Source organism: Streptomyces sp. NPDC012835, from assembly GCF_042900885.1.
Classification (GTDB): domain Bacteria; phylum Actinomycetota; class Actinomycetes; order Streptomycetales; family Streptomycetaceae; genus Streptomyces.
Window position 1 is genome coordinate 911,514 of sequence record NZ_JBIBBW010000003.1, and the last position, 24,862, is coordinate 936,375.

The window sequence follows — 24,862 nt, forward strand, 5'->3', positions numbered from 1 at the left end:
CACGAGGGGCCGGGCCGGCCCCACCGGGGCCTCCGCCGACGCCCCTGCCCCCGCTCAGCGCCCGCCCGCCACCCGCAGGATCGTTCCCGTCGCGTACGAGGCGTCGGGCGAGAGCAGCCAGGCGACGGCGCCCGCGATCTCCTCCGGCTGCCCGGGCCGTCCCATGGGGATGCCGTCCGCGAGCTTGTCCGGGCGGGCGGGGTCGGCGTGGAACCCGGTCCTGATGACGCCGGGGGCCACCGCGTTGACCCGGATGCCCAGCCGCGCGACCTCCTTCGACAGGCCGACGGTCATCGTGTCGACGGCGCCCTTGGCCGCCGCGTAGTGCACGTACTCCCCCGGGCTGCCCAGGGTGGCGGCGGCCGAGGAGACGTTCACGATGGCGCCGCCCCCGGTCCGGGTCATGTCGCGCACCGCCCGGCGCGCGCAGAGCAGGTAGCCGACGACGTTCACGTCCAGCGCGCGGCGGATGCCCGCCGGGTCCGCGTCGGCGAGCGGGCCGACCGGGCCGCTGATCCCGGCGTTGTTCACCAGCCCTGTGACCGGGCCGAGTTCGGCCGCCGCCGTCTCGAAGAGGAGGTCGACGCCGGCCTCGTCGGCGGTGTCGACCCGTACGGCCGTACACCGCCGGCCCGCCTCCCGTACGGACGCGGCGACGGCCTCGGCCGCCGCCGCGTCGGAGTGGTACGCGAGCGCCACATGGTGCCCGTCTGCCGCGAGGCGCGCGCAGACGGCGGCGCCGATGCCTCGGCTGCCGCCCGTGACGACGGTGACCGGCACCGGCTGCCCGCTCATGGTGACCCCTGACTCCTGCTTGACTCTCGCCCCGAAGGCGCGAAACGACTCGAACTGCCCGGACGGCCCGGACGACTCGAACTACCCGGACGGCCCGGACGACCCGAACTGCCCGGACGACCCGGACGACCCGAACGGCCCGGACGGCCCGGACGGCCCGGACGGCCCGGACGACTCGAACTGCCCGGACGACCCGGACGGCCCGCCGACGGTTGGTTCCCGGTCGAGAACCCTAGGGCGTCTTCTCCAGCGACGTGGGCCCGGCCCCGTCCTCGTCCGCCTGCTCCGACCCCTCCGGCGCCGTGCCCACGATCAACCCGTTCTCGAACCGGTCCACCCGTACCGTGTCCCCATCCGTGACCTCGCCCGCCAGGATCTCCCTCGCCAGCTGGTCACCGATCGCCGTCTGCACCAGCCGTCGCAGCGGCCGTGCCCCGTACGCGGGGTCGTTGCCCTCGTCGGCGAGCCACTCCAGGGCCGCCGGTGTGACCTCCAGCGTGAGGCGGCGCTCCGCGAGGCGCTTGGCCAGCCGGTCGATCTGGAGGCCGGCGATGTGCGCGAGTTCGTCGCGCGACAGGGCGGAGAAGACCACCAGGTCGTCCAGGCGATTGAGGAACTCCGGCTTGAAGGAGGACCGTACGGTCTGGAGGACCTGCTCCTTCTTCCGCTCGGGACTCGTCAGCGGATCGACCAGGTACTGGCTGCCGAGGTTGGACGTCAGCACCAGGATGGTGTTGCGGAAGTCGACCGTCCGCCCCTGGCCGTCGGTGAGCCTGCCGTCGTCCAGGACCTGGAGCAGCACATCGAAGACCTCCGGGTGGGCCTTCTCCACCTCGTCCAGCAGCACCACGCTGTACGGGCGCCGGCGCACCGCCTCCGTCAGCTGGCCGCCCTCCTCGTAACCGACGTATCCGGGCGGGGCACCGACCAGGCGGGCGACGGAGTGCTTCTCGCCGTACTCGCTCATGTCGATGCGCACCATGGCGCGCTCGTCGTCGAAGAGGAAGTCCGCGAGGGCCTTGGCCAGCTCCGTCTTGCCGACGCCGGTCGGGCCGAGGAAGAGGAACGAGCCGGTGGGGCGGTCCGGGTCCGCGATACCGGCGCGGGTGCGGCGTACGGCGTCGGAGACGGCCTGTACGGCCTCGCTCTGGCCGATCAGCCGCCGGCCCAGCTCCTGTTCCATGCGCAGCAGCTTCTGCGTCTCGCCCTCCAGCAGCCGGCCCGCCGGGATGCCCGTCCAGGAGCCGACCACGTCGGCGATGTCGTCCGGGCCGACTTCCTCCTTGACCATCGTGTCCTTGGCGGCCTCCTGCTCGGCCTCGGCGGCCTCCTCCAACTCCCGCTCCAGGCCGGGGATCTCGCCGTACAGCAGCTTGGAGGCGGTGTCGAAGTCGCCGTCGCGCTGGGCGCGCTCGGCCTGGCCGCGCAGCTCGTCCAGGCGCTCCTTCAGCTCGCCGACCCGGTTCAGTCCCTGCTTCTCCTTCTGCCAGCGCGCGTTGAGGCCGCGCAGCTCCTCGTCCCGGTCGGCGAGGTCGCGGCGGAGCTTCTCCAGGCGCTGCTTGGAGGCGGGGTCGGATTCGTTCTTCAGCGCCAGCTCCTCCATACGGAGGCGGTCGACGGAGCGCTGGAGCTCGTCGATCTCGACGGGCGAGGAGTCGATCTCCATCCGGAGCCGGGAGGCGGCCTCGTCCACCAGGTCGATGGCCTTGTCGGGCAGGAAGCGCGAGGTGATGTAACGGTCGGAGAGGGTGGCGGCGGCGACCAGGGCCGCGTCCGCGATCTGCACCTTGTGGTGGGCCTCGTACCGCCCCTTGAGCCCGCGCAGGATCGCGATGGTGTCCTCGACGGTGGGCTCGGCGACCAGCACCTGCTGGAAGCGGCGCTCCAGCGCTGCGTCCTTCTCGATCCGCTCGCGGTACTCGTCCAGGGTGGTCGCGCCGACCATGCGCAGCTCGCCGCGGGCCAGCATCGGCTTGAGCATGTTGCCCGCGTCCATGGCGGAGTCGCCGCCGGCGCCCGCGCCGACGACGGTGTGCAGTTCGTCGATGAAGGTGATGATCTGTCCGTCGCTGTCCTTGATCTCGGACAGGACGGTCTTGAGCCGTTCCTCGAACTCGCCCCGGTACTTGGCGCCCGCCACCATCGCGCCGAGGTCCAGCGAAACCAGCCGCTTGTTGCGCAGCGATTCCGGCACGTCGCCCTTGACAATGCGCTGGGCGAGTCCCTCGACCACAGCGGTCTTGCCGACGCCGGGTTCCCCGATCAGCACCGGGTTGTTCTTCGTACGGCGCGACAGCACCTGCACGACGCGCCGGATCTCCTGGTCCCGGCCGATCACCGGGTCGAGCTTGCCCTCGCGGGCGGCGGCGGTGAAATCCGTGCCGAACTTCTCCAGGGCCTTGTACTGGCCCTCCGGGTCCGCCGTGGTCACCCTGCGCCCTCCTCTCGCCGCCTCGAACGCTTCGAGCAGCTTCTCGGCGGCGGCGCCGCGCTCCGCGAGCACCGTCCCCGCCTGGCCGCCCCTGGCGGCGATTCCGATGAGCAGATGCTCGGTGGACACGTACTCGTCGCCCAGCTCCTTGGCGCGCCGCGCCGCGTCGGCGATGACGGCGAGCAGCTCACGGTTGGGCTGCGGGGGCGCCACGGTGGAGCCCGTCACGCTGGGCTCGGCGGCGAGCAGCCGCTCGGCGTCCGCGCGCACCGACGCCTGGTCGGCCTCGACGGCGGCCAGCAGGTCGGTGACGTTCTCGTTGTCCTGGCCCTCCAGCAGCGCGAGCAGCAGGTGTGCCGGGGTCAGATCGGGGTGTCCGGCCGACACGGCACGGCTGGTGGCCGCGTTGATCGCGTCCCGGCTCTTGTTCGTCAGCTCGGCGTCCACTGCGCTCTCTCCTCACGTGTGCGACATGTTCCGCGCGGGGCCTCGTACGGCCCCGTACGGCGTGTGACCTGTGCGGTCGGCTGCGACTGGCTGCGATCGCCGGTGCTTCCCCGTCGTGCCGCCGCGATCCCTCGTGGTCCCTTACGGGGATTCCCGGTCCGGGACTCACCCGCACCCCACCACCGCACCGCGTCACACCTGACTCTCACAGCATACGCAAAGTTGAGTCTATTCCACTCAAGCCTGAAACGGGAGCGGTACGGGGCGGCTCGGCGGCATCGCCCCGGCGGCCTCGATACGGGAACACGGGCCCCGGCCGCGCGGAAGCGACCCACGATCCCGGCCGCGCGGAAGCGACCCGCGACCCCGGTCGAAAAACCGCCGACCATAGGCTTCCTTCCATGGCCCAAGACGTACGGAACCCCAGCGCCGATCTTCTCGCGTTCTGGCGGGAACGCCACATCTGCACCCTGACGACCCAGCGCCCGGACGGCAGCCCGCACGTGGTCCCGGTGGGGGTGACCTACGATCCGCCGGCCGGGGTGGCGCGCGTCATCAGCAGCGGCGGCAGCCGCAAGGTCGCCCATGTGCTCGCGGCGGGCCCGGAGGGCGCCAGGGTCGCCGTCTGCCAGTTCGCGAAGGGCCGCTGGTCGACGCTGGAGGGCCGCGCCACGGTCCGCACCGAGCCCGAGGCCGTCGCGGACGCGGAGAGCCGTTACGCGGAGCGGTACGGGCACGCCCCGAGGCCCAACCCGGAACGCGTCGTGATCGAGATCGCGCTGGAGCGGGCGATGGGCCGCTGCTGAGGGGCCGGGGCCCGGGCCCGGGCGACGCACACGCGGGGGCCCGGGTACGGCGGGCGGCTCACGGCCGCCGCGCACCGTACCCGGGCAGCACAACGGCGCCATCGTGTTTCAGGTCCACGATGGCGCCGTTGTGTGGGGGAAGCGCCCGAACGATTTACAACGACGGGGGAATCGTTCAGGCGCTGCGGGGGGTGGCGATATTGGTTTGTGGTCCGACCAGCTGATGGTCACGCCGGTCGAGGTTGACGAAGATCATGCCGTATCGGATGGCGCATCTGACGGGCCGCGGAGCCCCTCGTGGCCGCCGAAGGCATCGGTAGGCACGGACGTCCTCGTCCTCTTCGCGCACGACGACGATCGGCTCTCCGAAGAGAGTGACCATCAGCGAGTCGCCCCGGTGAGGAATGGCCGTGACCAGATCGATGAAGTGCCACCCCGACCGGTAAGCCGTAGCCATCTCTCGCCGGAAGACCCGATCGTCCGGCGGGACGGTCATGCGCTGGTGTCGGCCGGTGCCGTCCAGGCGATATCGCCCGGGACAGCGTTCCACGCGATGTCTCCCGCTTCTGCGGCCTGAGTGGTGGTTCCGGCAGGCGCGTCCCAGGCGATGTCCCCGCCTGCAGCCAGCGCACCGAAGGCCAGAGCCGCAGAGAAAGCAGTGGCAACCACCGCGCGAAGCATTCTCTTATACATAGTCGGCTTCGTCCTCACTTGATGGATTCCTCTCCCCCGCCATGAAGACGATGTCCCATCCGGACACGTCAACACCACCGGGACGAGGCATCATGTTCCTGCATGTTCAAGACCCTGGGGGGTGGAGCTTTGATAATAAATAACGCAAAACAGACACATTCCCACCCCGTCACCCAATTGTGCGATGACGGGAGACGGCTCTACGCCAGCGCGCTGCGCTCGGGGCGTATCGCCCGCAGCGAGGCTGCCCAGGCTCCCTGCCTGATGGAATTCCCCCTGCTGCACCCCGACCCGGACGACTCGGACTGGCTCCGCCCGGTCCCCCCGTCGGCCGCCCTGGCGCAGCGTCTCAACCCGATCGAGCGGGAGATCCAGGAGCGCCGGCACTTCGCCATCGAGCTGACCGATGCTTTCGAGCCGTTCATGGCCATCAGCGCCCAGGACCCGCCCATCACCCACGCGATCACCGTCCTGGAGGGCGACAGCCGGATCAACGCCGCGCTCGACCTGTCCACCGCGGAGTGCAGGACCGAGGTCCTCACCGTCCAGCCGGGCGGCGGGCGCAGTGAACACGTACTCGCCCAGGGCCTGGAGCGCGGCCGGTCGGTGGTGGACCGCGGTGTCAGCATCCGCACCCTGTACCAGCACACCGTCCGGCACAGCCAGGGCACGCTCGCCTACGCGGAGCGGCTGGCCGAGGACGAGGTGGAGATCCGGACACTGGAGGAGCTGACGGAGCGTCTGATCATCTTCGACCGCACCGTCGCGTACATCCCCGCCCGTTCCGACCGGCAGGTCGCCCTCGAACTGCGCCACCCGGGGCTCGTCGACTATCTGGCCCAGGTCTTCGAACTGCTGTGGCGCCGCGCCACCCCCCTGACCGAGCAGGTCGAGTACGAGCCGACTCCCGACGGCATCACCGGCGTTCAGCGGTCCATCGCGAAGCTCCTCGTCGAGGGGTACGTCGACGAGGCCATCGCCCGCCGCCTGGGCATGAACGTACGGACCTGCCGCGCGCACATCGCCAAGCTCGCCACCACCCTGGGCAGCGGCAGCCGCGCGCAGCTCGGCTATCTCATCGCCCACTCGCAGATCCTGGACCGGGAAGGCTGAGGGGACACACCGCGGCCGCCGGGGCCGGGCCGGGCCACGCCGCGCCACCACAACGCGCACCACGGCCCGTGGAGCGCGCCGGGGCGCCGGGGGCGGTGCGAGCGGGGCCGGGGCGCGTCCCGAGGCCGGGACACGCGAAAGCGGGGCCCGGTCTCCCGGACCCCGCTGCCGACCCGCTCCCGCCCGCTTCAGTCCGTCGGCCGCTTGGGCCGCCACACCACCAGGGCGTTCGTCTGCTGCACGTCCTGGTACGGCACCAGGTCCCTGCGGTACGACGCGTGCACCTGCGCCTCGCGCTGGCGCATCGCCGCCGCCGCTCCGTCGACCGCCGAGGACAGCTCGGCTATACGGGCCTGGAGCGCGGCGACCTGGTTCTCCAGCTCGATGATGCGCTTGATGCCGGCGAGGTTGATGCCCTCGTCCTGCGACAGCTGCTGCACCTGCCGGAGCAGCTCGATGTCGCGGGCCGAGTAGCGCCGCCCACGCCCCGCCGTACGGTCCGGGGAGACCAGTCCGAGCCGGTCGTACTGCCGGAGCGTCTGCGGATGCAGCCCGGAGAGCTGGGCCGCCACCGAGATGACGTACACCGGCGTCTCCTCGGTCAGCTGGTACGCCCGGCCGAATCCGGACCGCGCCCGCCCGTCCCTGTCCATCGGGTCATGCTCCCTTCGCCGCCTGGAACAGCTCCGCCCGCGGATCCTCGTCCGCGGTCGCCTTCCGGTACGCCTCAAGGGCGTCGCGTGCCTCGGCGCCGAGGTCCTTGGGTACGACGACCTCGACGGTGACCAGCAGGTCGCCCCTGCTGCCGTCCTTGCGTACGGCGCCCTTTCCCCGGGCCCGCATCGTACGGCCGTTGGGGGTCCCGGGAGGCAGCTTCAGCGTGACCGGCGGACCGCCCAGCGTCGGCACCTTCACCTCGCCGCCGAGCGCCGCCTCCGTGAAGGTGACGGGCACGGTGACGGTGAGGTTGTCGTCCCTGCGGCCGAAGACCGGGTGGGCGTCGACGTGGACGACGACATACAGGTCGCCGCCAGGGCCGCCGCGCTCGCCCGGCGCGCCCTTGCCGCGCAGCCGGATCCGCTGGCCGTCGCTGACGCCCGCCGGGATCCTGACCTGCATGGTCCGCGAGGACCTGGCCCGGCCGCTGCCCTTGCAGACCTCGCACGGGTCCTGGGCGATCAGCCCGCGGCCCTTGCAGTCCACACAGGGGTCGGTCAGCGAGAAGCCGCCGCCGGAGCCGCGCGAGACCTGTCCGGTGCCCACGCAGGTCGGGCAGACCCTCGGGGTGCCGTTCTTGTCGCCCGTGCCCGAACACGCCTTGCAGGGCGCCTGGCTGGACATCCGCAGCGGGACCGTGGCCCCGTCGACCGCCTCGCTGAAGCTGAGCGTGACCTCGGACTCGATGTCCTGGCCGCGGCGCGGCTGCGCGCGCGTGCCGGGACCGCCGCCCCGGTTGAACAGCCCGCCGAAGACGTCCCCGAGCCCGCCACCGAAACCGCCGGCACCGGGGCCGCCCTGCGCGCCGCCGCCCTGGGCGCCGCCGAAGAGGTCGCCCAGGTCGAAGTTGAAGCTGCCGTTGCCGCCCGCTCCCGGCCCCGGGCGGAAGCCGCCGTTGCCGAAGAGCGAGCGCGCCTCGTCGTACTCCTTGCGCCGCTTGGGGTCGCCGAGGACGTCGTTCGCCTCGGAGATCTCCTTGAAGCGCTCCTCAGCCTTGGCGTCGCCCTTGTTGGCGTCCGGGTGGTACTCGCGGGCGAGCTTCCGGTACGCCTTCTTGATCTCGGCCTCGGTGGCGTCCTTGGGGACGCCGAGAACCTTGTAGTAGTCCTTCTCCACGAAGTCCTTGGTGCTCATTCCCGACGTCCCTCCTCTCCGCCTTCACTGCCTGACACCGCGTCAGCCCTCCTCGGGGCCACCGCTCTCCTCGTCCTTGGCCGACCCCGCCTGCTCGTCCCCGGTCTTGGTCTGAGCCCCGGGCTGGGGCTCGGCGACCGCGACCCGGGCGGGCCTGATCGTCCGCTCGCCGAACCGGTACCCCGGCTGGAGGATCGCGACGCACGTCGTTTCCGTGACGTCCGGCGCGTACGAGTGCATCAGGGCCTCGTGGATCGTCGGGTCGAAGGGCTCGCCCTCCTCGCCGAACTGCTGGAGTCCCAGCTTGACCGTGACCGCTTCCAGCGACTCGGCGACCGACTTGAAGCCGCCGACCAGTTCCTCGTGGTCGCGCGCCCGGCCGATGTCGTCGAGCACGGGCAGCAGCTCGGTCAGCAGGCTCGCGACGGCGATCTCCTTGACCGTGACGCGGTCCCGCTCCACCCTGCGGCGGTAGTTCTGGTACTCGGCCTGGAGCCGCTGGAGGTCCGCCGTGCGCTCGTTGAGCGCGGTACGGACCTGGTCCAGCTGCGCGGTCAGGGCTACGTCCTGTACGTCCCCGGCCGGGGCCGCCGACCCGGACTCCTTGGCGGAGTCGGGCTCGGCGGCCTTCGGCGTGGCGTCTTCGGGGTGGGCGCCGGAAGGGACGTCGGGCTTCTCTTCAAAGCCCGGGGTCTCCTCCGTCACGCCGCACCGTCCTTCTTGGGCTTCTCGTCGTCGACGATCTCGGCGTCCACGACGTCGTCGTCGGCCTGGGCGCCCTGCGCCTGACCTGCGCCGGCCGCGCCCTCGGGACCGGCCGCCTGGGCGTCCGCGTACATCGCCTGTCCGAGCTTCTGGGAGACGGCCGCGACCTTCTCCGTGGAGGTACGGATCTCGGCGGTGTCCTCGCCCTTGAGCTTCTCCTTCAGCTCGCCGATCGCCGTCTCGACCTCGGTCTTGACGTCGCCGGGGACCTTGTCCTCGTTGTCCTTGAGGAACTTCTCGGTCTGGTACACGAGCTGTTCGGCCTGGTTGCGGGTCTCGGCGGCCTCGCGGCGGCGGTGGTCCTCGTCCGCGTACTGCTCGGCCTCTTCGCGCATCCGGTTGACCTCGTCCTTCGGCAGCGAGGAGCCACCGGTGACGGTCATCTTCTGCTCCTTGCCGGTGCCGAGGTCCTTCGCGGCCACGTGCATGATGCCGTTGGCGTCGATGTCGAAGGCGACCTCGATCTGCGGCACACCGCGCGGCGCGGGCGGCAGACCGGTCAGCTCGAACATACCGAGCTTCTTGTTGTACGCCGCGATCTCGCGCTCGCCCTGGTAGACCTGGATCTGCACCGACGGCTGGTTGTCCTCGGCCGTCGTGAAGATCTCGGAGCGCTTCGTCGGGATCGTGGTGTTGCGCTCGATCAGCTTGGTCATGATGCCGCCCTTGGTCTCGATGCCGAGGGACAGCGGGGTGACGTCGAGGAGCAGGACGTCCTTGACCTCGCCCTTCAGGACACCGGCCTGGAGGACGGCGCCGATGGCGACGACCTCGTCCGGGTTGACGCCCTTGTTGGCGTCACGGCCGCCGGTCAGCTCCTTGACCAGCTCCGCCACGGCGGGCATACGCGTCGAACCACCGACGAGCACCACGTGGTCGATCTCGGACAGCTGGATGCCGGCGTCCTTGATGACGTTGTGGAACGGGGTCTTGCAGCGGTCCAGGAGGTCCGAGGTCAGCTGCTGGAACTGCGAGCGGGTGACCTTCTCGTCCAGGTGCAGCGGGCCCTCGGCGGACGCCGTGATGTAGGGCAGGTTGATCGTGGTCTCGGTGGACGACGACAGCTCGATCTTCGCCTTCTCCGCGGCCTCGCGGAGACGCTGGAGAGCCATCTTGTCCTTGGCCAGGTCCACGCCGTGACCGTTGGCGAACTGCTTCACCAGGTAGTCGACGAGACGCTGGTCCCAGTCGTCACCACCGAGGTGGTTGTCACCGTTGGTGGCCTTCACCTCGACGACGCCGTCACCGATCTCCAGCAGCGACACGTCGAAGGTGCCGCCGCCGAGGTCGAAGACGAGAATCGTCTGGTCGTCCTTGTCGAGGCCGTACGCCAGGGCGGCGGCCGTCGGCTCGTTGACGATGCGCAGGACGTTCAGGCCCGCGATCTCGCCGGCCTCCTTGGTGGCCTGGCGCTCCGAGTCGTTGAAGTACGCCGGGACGGTGATCACCGCGTCGGTGACCTTCTCGCCCAGGTACGCCTCGGCGTCCCGCTTCAGCTTCTGCAGCACGAAGGCCGACATCTGCTGCGGGTTGAAGTCCTTGCCGTCGAGGTTGATCTTCCAGTCGGTGCCCATGTGGCGCTTGACCGACCGGATGGTCCTGTCGACGTTCGTAACCGCCTGGCGCTTGGCGACCTCGCCGACGAGCACCTCGCCGTTCTTGGCGAAGGCGACGACGGACGGCGTGGTCCTGGCGCCCTCTGCGTTGGTGATGACGGTGGGCTCGCCGCCTTCGAGAACGCTGACGACGGAGTTAGTCGTGCCCAGGTCGATGCCGACCGCACGTGCCATTTCAATTCCTCCAGCTGACTTGAGTGGAACAGACTCAAGGATGCATCACAGATCCCGTGGAGTCAAAGGACCTGAGTCGATAAGACTCAACTAAGGTGCGCCCCTCGTCACAGTCGGCCGTTCTTCCGGGGCGCCTGCCGCGTTCACACCGTTCCAGCATGCGATCGTTTCCGAGCAAAAGCCACAAATCGCTCAGAGAACGGTCGGATGTGACCATGCAGCGACCCGCACCCAGGAACCCACCGCACCCCGGCCGCCCTCCCGGCCCGTACCCCGCGGCCCCTCGCGCCGACCGGCCTCTCGCCCTGATCCCCCCGCGGAAAGCCATCCGGGACGCCACACGGAACGCCACGCGGCACGCCACCCGGAGCACCGCCCCGAACGCCGCCCTGCGCATGGCCCGGCGCCACGGTCGCCGTCTCGCCCGGCATCTGGAACCCAAGCGCCTGCTGGACCTCGCCCTCGGCTCGGCCCTGCTCCTGCTGGCGGCCCCCGCCCTCGCCGCGGCCGCCCTCACCCTGGCACTCACCCGCCCGCCGGGCGGCGTCCGGGTGCGCGACTACCGCACCGGGCTCAACGGACACCCGTTCCTGCTGAGTTCCCTGCGCACCCGGCGGCTGCGGCTCGATCTGCTCTCCCGGCTGCCCCATGTCGTACGCGGCCACCTGTCGCTGGTCGGCCCGGCGCCCCTGGAGTTCGGCACCCCGGCCGCCGCCGCGCCCTGGCGTCAGCTCGTACGGCCGGGACTGACCGGCCTGGCGCAGCTGCGGCGCGGGTCGGCGCTGCCGTGGGACGAGACCCCGCTGCTCGACCAGCACTACGTGGAACACCACTGGATCGGCCTCGACCTGGCGATCCTCGTCCGCACCCCCGCCGCCGTCCTGCTCGCGGCGCCCGCACCCCGCGCCGCGCCCGCCCGCCGCCGCCCGGTGCGCCCGGTCAGGGTGCCCTCAGCGACACAGATCACCGGCCGCCCCGCTACATTGCGGCGGAATAAGTGGGTACCCTCAGCACGAGCTGATTAAGTTACCGCTTAGTACGATCAGTCTGAGTGCGGATTTCCCACCCTCGCAGGCCCGAGGAGCCCCACATGCAACTCGCCGCGATCATCGTGTCGCTGGTACTCGCCGTCGTCGGTGTCGCGCTGTTCGCCCGAGCCGTCGCGCAGATCTACCGCTTCGTACGGCTGGGCCGGCCCGTGCCCGCCGGGACACGTACCGACGAACCCGCACGGCGCACCGCGACCGTGGCCAAGGAGTTCCTCGGCCACACCCGGATGAACGCCTGGGGCGTGGTCGGCGTCGCGCACTGGTTCGTGGCGGTCGGGTTCTTCTCGCTCGTCCTGACCCTGGTGAACGCCTTCGGCCAACTCTTCAAGGCCGACTGGCTGCTCCCGGTGATCGGTGACTGGACCCCGTACGAGGTCTTCGTCGAGCTGATCGGTCTGCTGACCACGCTCGGCATCCTGACGCTGATCGTCATCCGCCAGCTGTCGCTGCCCAGCCGGGCCGGCCGCAAGTCCCGCTTCGCGGGCTCCAACTTCGGCCAGGCGTACTTCGTCGAGGCCGTCATCCTGACCATCGGGATCGCGATCCTCGTCCTGCGCGGACTGGAGGGCGCGCTGCACCACGCGGACTCGTACCAGGCCGCCTATGTCGTCTCGTACCCCCTGGTCCTGGCCTTCAAGGGGCTGAGCCTCGGCACCCTCCAGAACCTCGTCTATCTGGTCGCCATGATCAAGATCGGCGTCTCGCTGGTGTGGATGATCACCGTCGCGCTCAAGACGGACATGGGCGTCGCCTGGCACCGCTTCCTCGCCTTCCCCAACATCTGGTTCAAGCGCGAGGCGGACGGCGGGACGGCCCTCGGCGCGCTCCTGCCGATGACCAGCGGCGGCGAGGCGATCGACTGGGAGGACCCGGCCGAGGACGCGGAGTTCGGTGTCAGCCAGGTCGAGCAGTTCAGCTGGAAGGGCCTGCTGGACTTCTCCACCTGCACGGAGTGCGGCCGCTGCCAGTCGCAGTGCCCCGCCTGGAACACCGGCAAGCCGCTCTCGCCCAAGCTGCTGATCATGTCCCTGCGCGACCACGCGCACGCCAAGGCGCCCTATCTGCTCGCCGGTGGCGGCAAGACCATGGAGGGCGAGGAGAAGGCGTCGGCCGAGGCGCTGAAGGACGTGCCGGCCGCGGCCCTCGCGGAGGCCGAGCGCCCGCTGATCGGGACGCTGGAGGAGAACGGCGTCATCGACCCGGACGTGCTGTGGTCCTGCACCACCTGCGGGGCGTGCGTGGAGCAGTGCCCGGTCGACATCGAGCACATCGACCACATCGTCGACATGCGCCGCTACCAGGTGATGATCGAGTCGGCGTTCCCGTCCGAGGCGGGCACGATGCTCAAGAACCTGGAGAAGAAGGGCAACCCCTGGGGGCTGGCCAAGAAGCAGCGCGTCGAGTGGACCAAGGAGGTCGACTTCGAGGTCCCGGTCGTCGGCAAGGACATCGAGGACCTGACCGAGGTCGACTACCTGTACTGGGTCGGCTGCGCGGGCGCGCTGGAGGACCGGGCGAAGAAGACCACGAAGGCGTTCGCCGAGCTGCTGCACATCGCGGGCGTGAAGTTCGCGATCATGGGCGGCGACGAGAAGTGCACGGGTGACTCGGCCCGCCGCCTGGGCAACGAGCCGCTGTTCCAGCAGCTCGGCCAGGAGAACGTCGCGATGCTGAACATGGCGTACGGCGAGTCCCTCGACGAGGAGGGCAACCCGGACGCGTCGACGAGGAAGCCGAAGGGCTCCAAGAAGATCGTCGCGACCTGCCCGCACTGCTTCAACACGATCGCGAACGAGTACCCGCAGCTCGGCGGCGAGTACGAGGTGATCCACCACACGCAGCTGCTCCAGCACCTGGTGGACGAGGGCAGGCTCGTCCCCGTCACCCCGGTCGAGGGCCTGATCACGTACCACGACCCGTGCTACCTGGGCCGGCACAACAAGGTCTACACGCCGCCGCGCGAGATCATCGCGAAGGTGCCGGGGCTGCGGAACGAGGAGATGCACCGCCACAAGGAGCGCGGCTTCTGCTGCGGCGCGGGCGGGGCCCGGATGTGGATGGAGGAGCGGATCGGCAAGCGCGTCAACAACGAGCGCGTGGACGAGGCGCTCTCCCTGAATCCGGACATCGTGTCGACGGCGTGCCCGTTCTGCCTGGTGATGCTCACGGACTCCGTCAACGGGAAGAAGGGCGAGGGGCAGGCGAAGGAGTCGCTCCAGGTGGTGGACGTGGCGCAGCTGCTGCTGGAGTCGGTGCGCACACCGTCGGCGGAGAGCGAGCCGGAGCAGGAGCAGGAGCCCGAACCGGCGAAGTAGCGAGGGGCCCGGCGCGGCAGCGGGCCGGGCCCGCGCGGGAGCGGTCGGATCCGGAGGGACGGATCCGACCGCTTCTGTGTTCTGTCTTCTGCGTTCTGTCTTCTGTTGTGCTCTGTGCTCCGTGTTCTGTGCGGGCGTCGGGTCCCCTAGGGGATGTCACAGCTCGGCAGCAATGGCCCGCCCGCTCCCCCGCGCAGCCACTGAGCCCCTCGCGAGCGGGTACGTTCGATTGCGTGGCTGGATTCAGGATCGGACGCGGCCGGGACAACCGCACCCCGCAACAACAACCGCAACGGCAACAGCAGCAGCGGCAACAGCCGCGGCAGCAGCAGCCGTACGGACGGCAGGCGCCGCCCCCGAGCTACGGAGGCGGCCCACAGGGCGGCCCCCCGTACGGGCAGCAGCACTGGCCACCCGTGGACGGCGGGCACGGTGAACCGGAGTACTTCGGCGGCGACACGTACGGCCGGCGGCAGCAACAGCCGGGCGGGTACGGCGGTCAGGGCGGCCCAGGTGCTCAGGGCGGGTACGGCGGCCCCGGCGGCCAGCCCGGCCGCGGCGCGCCGCAGGGCGACCCGTACGCCAACAACCCCGGCCACACGCAGGCGTTCAGCATCGACGACGACCCGTACGGCGACGGCACGGCCTACCAGGCGGGCGCTCCCGCGGCGCCGGCCGCGCCGATGGGCCCCTCGGGCCCCCGGCTGCACTGGAAGGACCTGCTGAGCGGGCTGGTGACGCGCCCGGCCGCGACGTTCTACCAGATGCGGGACTACCCCGTCTGGGGCCCGGCGCTGATCGTGACGTTCATCTACGGCCTGCTGGCGCTCTTCGGGCTCGACACGGCCCGCGAAGAGGTGATCAACGCCAAGCTCTCCATGGCCGTCCCGTACGTCCTGACGACGGCGGTGGCCTTCGTCATCGGCAGCCTGATGCTCGGCGCGGTGACCCACACGCTCGCCCGCCAGCTGGGCGGCAACGGAGCCTGGCAGCCCACGGTCGGCCTCTCCATGCTGATCATGTCGATCACGGACGCGCCGCGGCTGCTCTTCGCCCTCTTCCTGGGCGGCGACAACTCCCTCGTCCAGACGCTGGGCTGGATCACCTGGATCGGCGCGGGCGCGCTCTTCACGGTGATGGTGAGCAAGTCGCACGACCTGCTGTGGCCGAAGGCGCTGGGCGCGTCGGCGATTCAGCTGATCGCGCTGCTGTCGCTGCTGAAGCTGGGCACGATCTGACGGAGCGGAAAGAAACGGGAGGCCCCGCGGTCCCGTCCGGAAGGACGGAACCACGGGCCTTTCGCCGCTCCGGGCCCGTGACGGGCAGGTGCGCGACCGACGAGCGGGCGACCGTCAGCACACGCCCGTCACTGCGCGACCGTCTGCACACGACCGTCACTGCGCGACCGTCAGTGCCCGACCGTCAGTGCCCGACCGTCAGGCGTCGAGAACCTGCCCGCCGCGGCGCACCACGGGGGGCTCGACGCTCCAGGGGAAGTTGATCCAGTCGTCGGTGCGCTTCCAGACGTACTCGCACTTCACGAGCGACTGCGTCTTCTCGTAGATGACGGCGCTGCGGACCTCGGCGACATGGTCGACGCAGAAGTCGTGCACGAGCTTGAGCGTCTTGCCGGTGTCGGCGACGTCGTCCGCGATCAGGACCTTCTTGTTGGAGAAGTCGATGGCGTTGGGGACGGGCGCGAGCATGACGGGCATGGCCAGCGTGGTGCCCACCCCGGTGTAGAACTCGACGTTGACCAGGTGGATATTTTTGCAGTCCAGCGCATAGGCGAGCCCGCCGGCGACGAAGACGCCCCCGCGCGCGATGCTCAGCACGACATCGGGCTCGTAACCGTCGTCGGCGACTATCTGTGCGAGATCCCGGACGGCGCGTCCGAACTTCTCGTACGTCAGGTTCTCGCGGGTCTCGGTCATCGCTGCGTCACACCTGCGTCCGGTGGAAATTGAGATAAGAACGGGACGCCGTCGGCCCCCGCTGCCCCTGATAGCGCGAACCGTACCGCTCGGATCCGTACGGGAACTCCGCCGCCGAGCTGAGCCGGAACAGACACAGCTGCCCGATCTTCATCCCCGGCCAGAGCTTTATGGGCAGCGTCGCCATATTCGACAGTTCGAGCGTGACGTGCCCGGAGAACCCGGGGTCGATGAACCCGGCGGTCGAATGCGTCACGAGCCCGAGCCGGCCGAGGCTGGACTTCCCCTCCAGGCGGGAGGCGATGTCATCGGGGAGCGAGATGACCTCGTACGTCGAGGCGAGCACGAACTCGCCAGGATGAAGAATGAACGGGTCGTCGCCCTCCGGCTCGACCGTGCGGGTCAGATCGACCTGCTCGACGGCGGGGTCGATATGCGGATAGCGGTGGTTCTCGAACACCCGGAAATACCGGTCGAGCCGCACATCGATACTGGAGGGCTGCACCATCGATTCGTCGTACGGATCGAGGCGTACGCGTCCGGAATCGAGCTCGGCCCGGATGTCTTTGTCTGAGAGAAGCACGCCCCGAGGATACGCAGAGCGCGCGAGCCCACCCCAATCGGGCAGCCCCGCGCGCCCCCGCGGACGTCTCCGATCAGCCCGACTCGGCCCCGGCCACCGCCGCCGAGGCGGCCGCCCCCGCCTCGTTCTCCACAGACTGCACCGACGGCACAGGCTCCACCGGCTGCACGATCACGGCATGCCGCAACCGCGCACAGCGCGGACACCGGATGAGCCGCCCGGGCCCGATCCGCCCGGCATCGAGCTGCTGCATAGGAAATGTGGCGGTGCTGAACACGTGCCCTTCGGCACAGCGGACGACGGTGCGCTCCATCAAGTCCATCAGGTCCTTTCCCCAACAAACGCGGACAAAGGCCACACTAGGGGATGCCGTCCCACCACCGACCACCGGCACTCCGCACGGCGACCCTACGCCCCAACTCCCGCCCCCGGACCCCCCATCCCCCACGCCACCCCCACCCCACGGGCGCCCGCACAAACCAAACGGACCCCGGGGCACAAATAGCCCGGGGCCCATGATGAGGTAGAGTGTCCGACGACGCGGAGCCACGATGTGGCCCGGCGGCGCGGGTGTAGTTTAATGGTAGAACATGAGCTTCCCAAGCTCAGAGCGCGAGTTCGATTCTCGTCACCCGCTCCACGACGAAGGCCCTGGTCACTGACCGGGGCCTTCACTGTCGTCTAGACCTCTTAGCGGGTGACGTGCCCTCCACGTACCCTATCTCGCGGAAATACCCAGCCCAGAGGGCACGCGGCGCACCACCTTGCACAACCTCGGGCAGCACCCGGGTAGGGGCAGGGAGGCCAGGAGCTGCTGCCAGACCGTCCAGATGCGGAGTCGCTCAAGCCTCGGTGGTGGGGCAAGGCTCTCAGCGCCAATCTGAGCCAGGCCGCAGCTGTGTTGTTGATAGACCAGGTGGGGGCCCGGTCCAGCAGCCAAACTGGCGAATTGCGGAGGACCTGCTACGCGGGCCGCTTGTCTCACGCGCCTCGGAAGATGTCAACCAGGTCTGTAGCGTTCGACCTGCGCACCGCACGCCACTGGAACGACTACCTCACCGCCGACCGCGAACTCGCAGCCGTCGGGAAGGAATACGGCCTCTTCCAAGTCGTACGCGGAGACCGCACCGCCGCGAAACGGCCCACCCGCGCCGAGCAGGAGAAGGCCCGCCGCACCGGCCACGACAAGCCCGCCCGCAAACGCCTGCGCACCCTTGTCCGCACAGCAGCGGCTGCCGCCACCACCACCGAGGAGTTTCTCGCTCTACTCACCCGCACCAGCGGCGTCCTCGTTGAGGTCCTGCACTTTCCCTCCGGAGAACCACGCGGCTACAAAGTCGCCCTGGAGCACGATACGAACGCAGAAGGAGAGCCGGTGTGGTTCTCCGGCTCCACGCTGTCACCGGACCTCTCCCTCCCCAAGATCCAGAGCCGTCTCGCCGCAGCAGTCATCCCGGTCGGCAATCCCCACGGGCATCTACGGCCGCACCCGTGGCATCAAGCCACCGCAGCCACAGAGCGCATCCCCCACCACCTCGGCCGGCCGGACGCCGAAGCCGCCCAGGCCCACCTGGCTGCCCTCGGCGAAGCACTCGACGCCGTGGCCCTCACCGCACCACCGGACATCCGTACCGAACTCCGTGCAGCGGCCTCTGCCTTCGAACGGGCAACCCGTTCACGTATCCACGCCGAACACCACCACGCCCGTGCCCTGCGCGGGGCAATGAAATCTATGCTTCGCGAGCCATCACCCAAGGACGGAGCTCTCCTGGCGATGTTCCTCGATGCCGCGCTCTTGGCCGTCATCGCCGCCGCCCGCTGGCACGACCAACGACAGCACAACCAGCAGGCCGCAGCCACCCACCAGACTCTGCTCCACCTCCAGGCCGCCTGCGAGCGAACCTCATCCGGGCACCTGCTTGCCGCTGGCCAGCATCGACCGCCTCAGAAGGTCGCGGTCCGGTACGCCCAGCTCATCCGCCAGACTGCCCCCGCACACGCCGACGAAATACTCGCCGACCCCGCCACCGATGCGCTGACCACCGCCTTGGCCGCCGCAGAGACCTCAGGCCACGATCCCGGCCGGCTATTGCAGCAGGCGGCAGACGAACGCGCCCTCGACGACGCCCGCTCCCCAGCACGCACACTGGCCTGGCGCGTTCAACGGCTCTCGCAGAGGCCCGCTCCAAGTCGGCAAGCTCAGGCGGCGCAGGCACGTCGCACCGGCCTACGCCCCGTAGCTCACCCGCAGCCTGCGACACCGGCCGCAACCACCGCTACCTCTCGACCTCGGCGTAGGTGATCAGCCCTGGGCAGGCACTCTCAGCGGGAGCAGGGTCAAGCGGTTCTTCCCGACCGGAGCTGAGAGAGGACCTGCGCGACCGGCAAGTCGTACTGGTCCTTGTCCTGCTCCCAGAACGAAAGGGCCCGAGCCGTGGCCTCGGCCATGTCCGCGGGCAGGTCGGCCGCCCGGAGAGTATCGGCGACCTCTTGCATCTCAGGCGCCCAGCGCCAGGCCCTGGCAGCCACGCTCGGCAGGTATCCCGGATCGGAGAGGATCGCAGAGACCATGATCTCGGCTTCAGCCGTGAGCTGGTCGCCGACGCCATGAGCGTGTGCGAGCGCGTGGAAGACCCCCGCGAGAGTACGAGCGGCCTTCTGGTAACTGGCGAAGGCCATCTTCAAAGCGGAAGCGGAACCGATGGCCTCGCCTGCCCGGCGCACATCCAGCGAGGACTTCGCGAACAGCGTCTCCACCAGGTCGACGGCGGGGCCAGTCCCTGCAAGATAGAGCCGTGCCTTGCGACCTTCACCCGGCGGCGGACCGAAGACAGCGCCGTCGACGACCTCGGAGCCAGGGCTAATCTCCTCCGCGATGCGCTGCACGCGCTGGGGACTGATGGCATTGACATCGACGTACACCCCCGCGAAGGCGTGCGCAGCCACGGCCGCTGCCACGTCCTCCGCCGCCTGCGGTGGGCAGACCGAGAGAACGACGGTGCTACGGAACAGCGCTTCCGCAAGGGAGTCGCAGGCCACGGCTCCAGCCTCCCTCGCGCGGCGCCACGTGTTCTCGCTGCGCTCCTTGGGTACCCACAGCACCTCATGGCCGCCGGCGACTAACTCAGCGATGACCGCTGCGCCCATGGATCCCGGGTGCAAGACGGTCACGACGGTCACTGGCTGCCTCCGGCGAAATGCGACGTGGTGTGTTCCTCATCAACATGATCCGCTGTCGTGGAGCAGTAATGGCGGAGGACCGGGCACCTGGCTCGGACGGGCCGGCGGCCGATAGGGCACAAGTCCCCCTGCCTCGTGTCGGCCCTTCATGGCGAAGCAGGCAACCCGGCTGTGGCATCCCTGTCCCGACAGCGGGACTCACGCTCAAGCCGCGTCATGGGTACCGTGCTGGAGACGAACTCTGTACGGACAGACCGGCGATCGCGCCGGATCGTCCGGCGGCCGGGAGGTGTCCTGATGCTGGAGGAAGCCGAGGAGATCGGCAAGCGCGTCCGCAGGGCGAGGCTGCGGTTGGGCATGCCGCAGGCCGACCTTGCGACGGCCCTGGGAAAGTCGCAGGGCTGGGTCTCGAAGATGGAACGTGGCCTGATCGAACTGGACCGGGTCGGGCTGCTCAACCAGGTGGCCGCGGAGCTGCACGTCCATCCGAACGACCTGATCGGGCGGCCATACAGCAGCTCCCCAGACGACAACCAGTGGCAGGTTGCCGCCTCGTCGATCCTGCGCGAGCTGCGCCGCTACGACCTCGTCCCCGTCTTCGACGGGGCTCCGCGGCCCGCATCACAACTGTGGCGTGAGGTAACCCGGCTGCACCGCCTGCGGGACACCGCCTCCAACGTGGCGATTCTCCGGGTTCTCCCGGACCTGTTCCGCGAGGCGCGTGCCCTGGCGGAAGAGTCGGAGGGGCACGAGCGGGAGGAGGCGTATGCCATCTACGCCGTGTGCTGCAAGTTCGCACACACCGCCGCCCACTCCCTCGGGCACCCCGAACTGGTCGCCATGGCCTGCGAGCGGGCCGCATGGTCAGCCAGGTTGTCGGGAGATCCGGTGCTGCCCGCCGTCGCCGATTGGATGAGGGTCTGGGACATGTGGGCAACGGCTGACTGGGCCGACGCACTGACGCTCTCGGACAAGGCGATCACCTCGGTGGAGCAGGAGTACGACCGTGGCGAGCCGCTGGCCATGCGGGCCTGGGGCACGCTGCAGCTACGGGCCGCGGTCTCTGCCGCCCGAGCCGGCCGCGCCTCGGAGGCCGAGGACCGGATCGGACACGCGAAGGACGCTGCCGAACGCATGGACGCGTACGTCGGGGCACCTGTGTACGACCGGCATTCGCTGACGTTCTCCGCGGGGAACGTGCAGATCCACGCGATCAGCGTGGCTCTGGAAATGGGCGAGCAGGGCAAGGCACTGGAGATAAACCGCCGTACCAGCCCGGGACTGGTCGGGTCACTGCCCAACTCCCGTCAGGGACACCACCACATGGACGTCGCGCGCGCCTGGCTGTGGGACGGGAACCGGGGAAAGGCCCTGGCCGAGTTGGAGACAGCCGAGCGCATCGCGCCCCAGCTCGTACGGAACCACCCCATCGCCCGTTCGACGCTTCGCAGCATCGTCTACGCGGAACGAGCAGCCACGCGGGAGAAGCTGCGGCGCATGTCCGACCGCTTTCACCTGGACGGATAAGGGTCGTATTCCTCCGGCTCATATTCGAGGATTGCCCTGTCCCTAACTTCAGGGCATGACGCCACGACGTTCTCCCCACCTTCCCTCGCAGGAATCCGGGTTAAGTACCGCAGCTCCCTTCGTTCCCCGGCTTGGCGACCTCGCCACCGACAGCGCCCGCGAGGACCGTGTGGGGGTCGTGGTCGCTCTCCCCGGTGAGGGCTCCGCCACGACCTACCACCTGCGCCCGCCCGGGGGCGGGACCCAGTGGTCCGCACCCGCCGACGGGACGACGCTCAAGCCCGTGCCGGTGAAGGCCACCCACGCCACGCTGCTGGCCGGCCGGGACGCGGTCTACGACCCGAGGGCCCGGCAGGGGTCGGTTCCCGTCGAGTTCCACTTCGATGACGGCTCGACCCTCAATGGCGCCCTCATCCTCACCACGGCGGAGCTGGAGCGGTTGTACGCGCAGACCAGCCGCCTCTTGGATGCACACGAACGCGCCCTCGGCGGCACCTCGTGACCGGGGCACGGCGCCGCCATGCCCGAATCGCCGCGTCCACAACCGCACGGGCCGACCACAGAGGTCGAATCGCGCTCACGTTCTTGGCCGTCGCCGGCCTGGTCGGACCGGCCTGGGCACTGCGTGAGCACGCCGGCCCGCTCCTTGAAGGAGCTGGCCATCGGCCCACCGCCGTCCCACCGGACGCGAGCCTGCCCTCCGACCGCTGAGGCCGCTCCCGGCACCGCCGCCGTCTGCCCGCGCTCGACCGCCGGAGCCTCCCACGCTGCTCTCTCATCGAGCGGCGCTGAAGAACCGCCCCGCTCAGCGCGGCTTCGGCTGCCCGGAGCGGGACGGCCTGCACCTCGTCAGCCATCCGGAACATCCACGCGTGATTCCCCAGGGAGGGATCATGGACATCCCGTACATCGTCATCGACCAACTCGTCCCCGACCAGCAGCAGGTCTGGAAGACGTACTTCGGCGACGCCGACCGCCCCCGCTACATCGAGGAAGGCATCTGGCGCCGCACCCAGGAGCAGGCCACCGCCGGCCAGTCCGGCTGGGCGGCCTCCGACGACGCACGGCGGCGGATCATCCACTACCGCTACCGGTACGGCCTGGTGCCCACCACGGCTGCGCCGGCCATCGGCTTGACCGACCTGTACCTCTATCACTCCGCATCCGCCCCGGCCGACGAGATCGACGCACACCACGACGCCCTGTGGGATTCGCTCGCCACTGGCGGCTGGAAGGAGGCACCCGGGGGATTCTTATGGACCCGACGGGATCTGAAGTGCCGGATCACCGAGCACGACATCCACCCCCAGGACGCCGCTGCGGGCCGCACCCTCCCAACCGGCTACCGGAGCCTGGACGTGCAGATCTCCTCCGTGTCCTACGCGCCGCCGCCCGCTGTCCGGCAACTGCCGTGGAATGTGCTCTCCACCGGAATCAGGTTCAAAGACCGACCCGGCACGCCGACCCGCGTTCCGGACCTGTCCGTCCTCGCGGACATGCGACCGTTCCAGGTGGAGATCGGATGCGGTACGTCGGTCGAGGCGGGCATCCCGCCCCTGCACCGGCTCCACGAGATCTACCGGGTCACGGACCGCCGGGGCCACGAGCCGCGGGAGCACCGCTTCACCCTCTCCCCAACAGCGGACACACCCCTCCATGAGGTGCTGACGGAGCCGGAGGAGAAGACGGCGGAATTCGTGGAGATGTTCCGTGCCTGCTTCCTGGCCGAGCCGACCCCAGCGATGTGGGCGCTGAAGGAACTGAAGGACGCCGGGCACCTCGTCGGTCCGGTCATCACCAACAACTTCGACGTGCTCGCCGCACGCGCAGGGCTCAATGAGTGCTTCATGCGCCGCTACGACCAGGCCGTACCCGACGTCGAGTGGGTCGACGGCGCCAAGGCCCTCCTCGTCGTCGGCCTGCACGCCGACCGACGCAAGGTCCAGGCTCGCGCCCGTGCTCGCGGCATGCAGATCGTCTACCTGGACCCGGAGGGCTTCTGGCACGACGGCCAGTTCATGCCGTACCCGCTGGAGGGGCCCCAGGACGGTGACCTGGTGTGCCGGACAACCGCCGCTGAGGCGCTACCCGCACTCGTCAATCTCCTGAAGCCGCACGCTGGTTGATTGACCTGCGCGAAGAGGGCCGCGCCGGGTGGTGACGCTAGCGTGACGCACCCGACCGGCCCGGACTCACCGGGCGGGTTGAGAGGCAAGGAAAGGAGCGTCGACCCCATGCGCGTATCCGTCATCGGCTGCGGTCACCTGGGCATCCCCCACGCCGCTGCCATGGCCGAGATCGGCCACGAGGTCATCGGCGTGGACCTGGACCAGGCGAAGATCGACCGCCTCAACGCCGGCGAGTGCCCCATCTACGAGGAGGGCCTCCCGGAACTCCTGGCCACCCACACCGCCACTGGACGTCTGAGGTTCACCACCAGCCTCGAAGAGGCGGCCGAGTTCGCGGACGTCCACTTCCTCGCCGTGGGCACGCCGATCGACGCGGACGGACGGAGCTACGACACCGGACAGGTCTTCGGCGCCGCCCGCGCCCTCGCCCCGCACCTCACCCGTCCGACCGTGATCATCGGCAAGTCCACGGTCACCGTCGGCACCTCCCGCGACCTCGGCGCACTCCTCGCGCGTCTCTCCCCGGCGGGCGAGGACGTGGAGGTCGTCTGGAACCCGGAGTTCCTCCGCGAGGGCCACGCCATCGACGACACACTGCGGCCCGACCGGATCGTCGTCGGCGTCCCCTCGGCACGCGCGGAGGACGCCGTACGACAGGTCTACGCACCACTCCTGGCGAACGGGATCCCGCTATTCGTCACCGACCCCGCCACAGCCGAACTCACCAAGGGCGCCGCCAACGCCTACCTCGGCATGAAGATCTCCTTCATCAACGGCGTCGCCGACATGTGCACCGCCGCTGGAGCCGATGTCCAGCAGCTCACCGAGGCCATCGGCCTGGACCCCCGTATCGGCCGCGGTGGCCTCAACGCCGGCCCCGGTTACGGCGGCGGCTGCCTCCCGAAGGACGTCCGCGCCTTCACCGCCTCAGCCCGCACCCTGGGCGCCGCCGAGGCAGCGGCCATGTTGCGCGCGGCGGAGGAGGTCAACGAATCTCGTCCCACCGCCGCGCTGAGGCTCATCGAGCAGACGCTCGGCCGACCCGTCGACGGCGTACGCATCACCGTCTGGGGCGCTTCCTTCAAGGCCGGGACCGACGACGTCCGCGAATCCCCGGCCCTGGCGGTTGCCGCCCTCATGCACCAGCGCGGCGCGACAGTCACCGTCCACGACCCGCACGCCGTGCCCACGGCCCTGCGCCGGCACCCGGAGCTCGACTACGCCGAAGCCCTCGACGACTCCGTCCAGGGCGCCCAACTGATCGTCCTGGCCACCGAGTGGCCCCACTTCCGAGAGGCCGACCCCAAGGCCCTCGCCCCACTGGTCGCGGACCAGGTCCTCGTCGACCTCCGCAACCTCATCGACGCCGACGCCTGGCGCATGGCCGGATGGACCGTACGCCAGCTCGGACGACCCGCACAGGAATAGCCGAACCCATCGATCGGAGGTCCGAC

Annotated in this window: 20 protein-coding genes, 1 tRNA gene and 1 pseudogene; 11 read left to right on the forward strand and 11 right to left on the reverse strand. The window is 69.9% G+C overall.

The features are described 5' to 3' along the window. Positions 1–54: 54 nt before the first annotated feature. Both ACFY6S_RS17320 and clpB read right to left on the reverse strand, forming a co-directional pair. Positions 55–795 carry an SDR family NAD(P)-dependent oxidoreductase gene (locus ACFY6S_RS17320; RefSeq protein ID WP_388817307.1) on the reverse strand — a complete coding sequence of 247 codons (741 nt, stop codon included), beginning with the start codon at positions 793–795 and terminating at the stop codon, positions 55–57. A gap of 232 nt (positions 796–1,027) precedes the next feature. Beyond that, positions 1,028–3,673, reverse strand: coding sequence for an ATP-dependent chaperone ClpB (gene clpB / locus ACFY6S_RS17325; protein WP_388817310.1), 2,646 nt, complete (start codon positions 3,671–3,673; stop codon positions 1,028–1,030). A gap of 401 nt (positions 3,674–4,074) precedes the next feature. Between clpB and ACFY6S_RS17330 the strand changes: the two genes are divergently transcribed. After that, positions 4,075–4,479, forward strand: coding sequence for a pyridoxamine 5'-phosphate oxidase family protein (locus ACFY6S_RS17330; protein ID WP_388817313.1), 405 nt, complete (start codon positions 4,075–4,077; stop codon positions 4,477–4,479). Positions 4,480–4,654: 175 nt separating this feature from the next. Here the strand turns inward: ACFY6S_RS17330 and ACFY6S_RS17335 are convergent, their stop codons facing one another. After that, positions 4,655–4,975, reverse strand: coding sequence for a (2Fe-2S)-binding protein (locus ACFY6S_RS17335; RefSeq protein WP_388817316.1), 321 nt, complete (start codon positions 4,973–4,975; stop codon positions 4,655–4,657). A 299-nt stretch (positions 4,976–5,274) separates the two neighbouring features. Here ACFY6S_RS17335 and ACFY6S_RS17340 point away from each other — a divergent pair, with 299 nt between their 5' ends. Further along, entirely contained in the window at positions 5,275–6,285 is a 1,011-nt protein-coding gene (locus ACFY6S_RS17340) for a helix-turn-helix transcriptional regulator (RefSeq protein WP_388817319.1), read from the forward strand. Positions 6,286–6,473: 188 nt separating this feature from the next. On the opposite strand, the gene ACFY6S_RS17345 is transcribed toward ACFY6S_RS17340, so the two are convergent. The 4 genes from ACFY6S_RS17345 to dnaK are packed head-to-tail and all read right to left on the reverse strand — an operon-like array spanning position 6,474 to position 10,691. Next, on the reverse strand, positions 6,474–6,938 hold the full coding sequence (locus ACFY6S_RS17345) for a heat shock protein transcriptional repressor HspR (protein ID WP_388817322.1): 465 nt from the start codon (positions 6,936–6,938) through the stop codon (positions 6,474–6,476). Positions 6,939–6,942: 4 nt separating this feature from the next. Further along, entirely contained in the window at positions 6,943–8,136 is a 1,194-nt protein-coding gene (gene dnaJ / locus ACFY6S_RS17350; protein ID WP_388817325.1) for a molecular chaperone DnaJ, read from the reverse strand. 42 nt (positions 8,137–8,178) lie between these two features. Then, the gene (gene grpE, locus ACFY6S_RS17355; protein ID WP_388817327.1) at positions 8,179–8,841 is read right to left on the reverse strand and encodes a nucleotide exchange factor GrpE; all 663 of its coding nucleotides are present in this window, start codon (positions 8,839–8,841) and stop codon (positions 8,179–8,181) included. Further along, positions 8,838–10,691, reverse strand: a complete 1,854-nt coding sequence (gene dnaK, locus ACFY6S_RS17360) for a molecular chaperone DnaK (protein ID WP_388817330.1) — start codon at positions 10,689–10,691, stop codon at positions 8,838–8,840. The genes grpE and dnaK overlap by 4 nt, the downstream gene beginning before the upstream one ends. Before the next feature lie 395 nt (positions 10,692–11,086). Here dnaK and ACFY6S_RS17365 point away from each other — a divergent pair, with 395 nt between their 5' ends. The 3 genes from ACFY6S_RS17365 to ACFY6S_RS17375 all read left to right on the forward strand — a co-directional run bounded on the left by ACFY6S_RS17365 (position 11,087) and on the right by ACFY6S_RS17375 (position 15,293). Next, a complete protein-coding gene (locus ACFY6S_RS17365; protein ID WP_388817333.1) occupies positions 11,087–11,716 on the forward strand; it encodes a sugar transferase in 630 nt (209 codons plus the stop codon). A gap of 65 nt (positions 11,717–11,781) precedes the next feature. After that, positions 11,782–14,055: a (Fe-S)-binding protein gene (locus tag ACFY6S_RS17370; RefSeq protein ID WP_388817335.1), complete on the forward strand. Its 2,274-nt coding sequence runs from the start codon at positions 11,782–11,784 to the stop codon at positions 14,053–14,055. A gap of 233 nt (positions 14,056–14,288) precedes the next feature. Then, positions 14,289–15,293 carry a Yip1 family protein gene (locus ACFY6S_RS17375; RefSeq protein ID WP_388817338.1) on the forward strand — a complete coding sequence of 335 codons (1,005 nt, stop codon included), beginning with the start codon at positions 14,289–14,291 and terminating at the stop codon, positions 15,291–15,293. Between the two features lie 198 nt (positions 15,294–15,491). Here the strand turns inward: ACFY6S_RS17375 and ACFY6S_RS17380 are convergent, their stop codons facing one another. The 3 genes from ACFY6S_RS17380 to ACFY6S_RS17390 form a co-directional block, all read right to left on the reverse strand. Further along, complete coding sequence (locus tag ACFY6S_RS17380; RefSeq protein ID WP_388817341.1) at positions 15,492–15,989, reverse strand: phosphoribosyltransferase; 498 nt, start codon at positions 15,987–15,989, stop codon at positions 15,492–15,494. A gap of 7 nt (positions 15,990–15,996) precedes the next feature. Continuing rightward, entirely contained in the window at positions 15,997–16,572 is a 576-nt protein-coding gene (gene dcd, locus ACFY6S_RS17385) for a dCTP deaminase (RefSeq protein ID WP_388817344.1), read from the reverse strand. 73 nt (positions 16,573–16,645) lie between these two features. Next, a complete protein-coding gene (locus ACFY6S_RS17390) occupies positions 16,646–16,894 on the reverse strand; it encodes a hypothetical protein (RefSeq protein ID WP_388818091.1) in 249 nt (82 codons plus the stop codon). Positions 16,895–17,138: 244 nt separating this feature from the next. On the opposite strand from ACFY6S_RS17390, the gene ACFY6S_RS17395 reads away from it, so the two are divergent. Both ACFY6S_RS17395 and ACFY6S_RS17400 read left to right on the forward strand, forming a co-directional pair. Beyond that, positions 17,139–17,212: transfer RNA gene (locus ACFY6S_RS17395), tRNA-Gly, on the forward strand. A gap of 372 nt (positions 17,213–17,584) precedes the next feature. Beyond that, positions 17,585–18,874 (forward strand): annotated as a pseudogene (locus ACFY6S_RS17400) (mobilization protein); the annotation flags it as partial. A 35-nt stretch (positions 18,875–18,909) separates the two neighbouring features. Here the strand turns inward: ACFY6S_RS17400 and ACFY6S_RS17405 are convergent. Next, positions 18,910–19,752 (reverse strand): DUF1932 domain-containing protein, encoded by an 843-nt coding sequence (locus ACFY6S_RS17405; RefSeq protein ID WP_388817347.1) that lies wholly within the window; start codon positions 19,750–19,752, stop codon positions 18,910–18,912. 297 nt (positions 19,753–20,049) lie between these two features. Between ACFY6S_RS17405 and ACFY6S_RS17410 the strand changes: the two genes are divergently transcribed. From ACFY6S_RS17410 to ACFY6S_RS17425, 4 genes are all read left to right on the forward strand, one after another. Next, entirely contained in the window at positions 20,050–21,279 is a 1,230-nt protein-coding gene (locus tag ACFY6S_RS17410) for a helix-turn-helix domain-containing protein (protein ID WP_388817350.1), read from the forward strand. Between the two features lie 178 nt (positions 21,280–21,457). After that, on the forward strand, positions 21,458–21,781 hold the full coding sequence (locus ACFY6S_RS17415; RefSeq protein ID WP_388817353.1) for a hypothetical protein: 324 nt from the start codon (positions 21,458–21,460) through the stop codon (positions 21,779–21,781). Positions 21,782–22,172: 391 nt separating this feature from the next. Continuing rightward, complete coding sequence (locus ACFY6S_RS17420) at positions 22,173–23,405, forward strand: hypothetical protein (protein WP_388817356.1); 1,233 nt, start codon at positions 22,173–22,175, stop codon at positions 23,403–23,405. A gap of 108 nt (positions 23,406–23,513) precedes the next feature. Beyond that, the gene (locus tag ACFY6S_RS17425) at positions 23,514–24,836 is read left to right on the forward strand and encodes a UDP-glucose dehydrogenase family protein (RefSeq protein WP_388817359.1); all 1,323 of its coding nucleotides are present in this window, start codon (positions 23,514–23,516) and stop codon (positions 24,834–24,836) included. The last annotated feature ends 26 nt before the right edge of the window (positions 24,837–24,862 follow it).